Here is a 2,337-nt window from a genome sequence, read left to right on the forward strand (position 1 = left end):
AACAGGGGCTGGGGCGGGCTCCACGAGGTCGAGGCGTTCGGCCGGGGGCGCGGTGAGCAGTCCGGCCGGGTCGGCGGGGCGCAGCAGCAGGGAGTCGGCGACGGCCACCGGGGCGCCGGTGGCGTCGGCGAGCAGCAGGGCGACGGTGCGTTCGCCGGTACGGGTCAGCCGCAGCCGGAGCCGGGGGGCACCGGTGGCGTGCAGTTCGACGCCGGACCAGGAGAACGGGACGGCGGCCTCCTGGGCGTCCCCGAGGGCGTACAGGGCGTGCAGTGAGGCTTCGGAGAGGGCCGGGTGCAGACCGAAGCGGCCGGCCTCGCCGTGCTGTCCGTCGGGCAGCGCCACCTCGGCGTACACGTCGTCGCCGGTGCGCCACAGCGCGGTGAGCAGGCGGCGCCCGGGGCCGTAGGAGAACCCGTCGGAGGCGAGGCGCTCGTACAGGCCCTCGACCGGTACGGGCGTGGCGCCGGGCGGTGGCCAGGCCGTCAGGTGCGGGACCCTGCCGCCGGCCGCGGCGCCCTCGGCCGCGGCGCCCTCGGTCGGGCCGACGCGTGGGCCGGTTTCGGGGACGAGGGTGCCGGATGCGTGCAGGGTCCACGGGCCGGCCGTGCCGGGGTCGGCCGTGGAGGCGTGGACGGCGAGGGTACGGCGGCCTCCCGTGTCGGCGCCGATCCTGATCTGGAGGCCGACGGCGCCGTCCGACGGCAGCATCAGCGGGGTGTGCAGCGTGAGTTCCTCGATCCGGCCGCAGCCGACCTGGTCGCCGGCGAGGACGGCGAGTTCGACGAAGGCGGTGCCGGGCAGGACCGCCCGGTCGCCGATGCGGTAGCCGGTGAGCCAGGGGTGGTCGTGCGGGGCGATCCGCCCGGTGAGCACGGCACCGTCGTCGTCGGCGAGCCGCACGAGCGCGCCCAGCAGCGGGTGCCGCAGCGGGCCCAGACCGGCCGAGGTGACGTCGGCGCCGCGACGGGGGCCGTCGGGCCAGTGCCGGGTGCGCTGGAAGGCGTAGGTGGGCAGGTCGACGCGGTGGGCGGCCGTGCCGGTGAACACGCGCGGCCAGTCGACGGGCGCGCCACCGGCCCAGGCCTGCGCGAGGGCGGTGCGCAGGCGGCCGGTGCCGCCCTCGCCGCGGCGCAGGGTGCCGGTGACGGTGACCTCATGGTCGTCGGCCTCGGCGCACTGCTGGAGGGAGCCGACGAGGACGGGGTGCGGGCTCGGCTCCACGTACAGGCGGTGGCCGTCGGCGAGCAGGGCCCGGACGGCCGACTCGAAGCGGACGGGCTCGCGCATGTTGCGGCACCAGTAGGCGGCGTCGAGCCCGGCGGTGTCGAAGGGGCCGCCGGTGACGGTCGAGTAGAACGGCACCTCACCGCTGCGGGGTTCGAGGTCCGCGAGGTCGGCCGTCAGCCGCTCCCGCAGCGCCTCGACGTGCGGGGAGTGGCCTGGGCTGCCGGCGCCGGGGATGCGCCGGGCCTGCACACCGTCGGCGGCGCAGGCCGCCACGAACGCGTCGCAGGCGTCGGGGTCGCCGGTGAGGGCGACGGAGGCGGGACCGTTGACGGCGGCGATCCACAACCGGTCGGCCCACGGGGTGAGCCGGTCGCGGACCTGGTCCTCGGGCAGCAGCACGGAGGCCATGCCGCCGCGCACGGTCAGGGTGCGCAGGGCGCGGCTGCGCAGGACGACGACGCGGACCGCGTCCTGGAGGGAGAGGCCTCCGGCGAGGTGGGCGGCGGCGATCTCGCCCTGCGAGTGGCCGGTCACGGCGTCGGGCTCGACGCCGTACGCCTGCCAGGTCCGCGCCAGCGAGACCATGACGGTGAACAGGACGGGCTGGACGACGTCGATGCGGTCCGGGTCGACGTCCCCCGGTTCGCCGCGCAGGACGCCGAGGACGTCCCAGTCGACGAGTTCCCGCACGGCGGCGGCGCAGGCACGGGCGCTCTCGGCGAACACGGGCTCGCTGTCGAGGAGTTCACGCGCCATGCCGAGCCACTGCGAGCCCTGGCCGGGCAGCACGAAGGCGGTCCTGCCGGTGACGGCGGTCCCCTCGGCGAGCGCGTCGTGCGGGCGGCCCTCGGCGAGCGCGGTGAGGCCCGCGAGCAGCGTGTCACGGTCGGTGGCCAGGACGGCGGCCCGACGTCGCGTACTCCCTCGCCCCCACCCGCACCCCTCTCGACCGTCGGGCCCCCGTCCTGGCCACCGACCGTGACACGCCGCCCGCGGGCCTCACCCACCTCCCCGCTGGCCGCCCGCACGACGCCCTCGCCGATGGGACCGGCGCTACCGGCCGGACCGCCTTCCATCTTCCCGCCCCGGGCTCCAACGGGCCCGGCA

1 protein-coding gene is annotated in these 2,337 nt (G+C 77.3%); it reads right to left on the minus strand.

Annotated features, from left to right (window positions below; translation table 11 throughout):
• A partial coding sequence (locus tag P1P70_RS43515; protein ID WP_319247879.1) for an acyltransferase domain-containing protein occupies window positions 1-2,019 on the minus strand: 2,019 nt, incomplete at its 3' end.
• Window positions 2,020-2,337 lie beyond the last annotated feature (318 nt).

The organism is Streptomyces sp. MB09-02B (genome assembly GCF_033794485.1).
Lineage (GTDB): Bacteria > Actinomycetota > Actinomycetes > Streptomycetales > Streptomycetaceae > Streptomyces.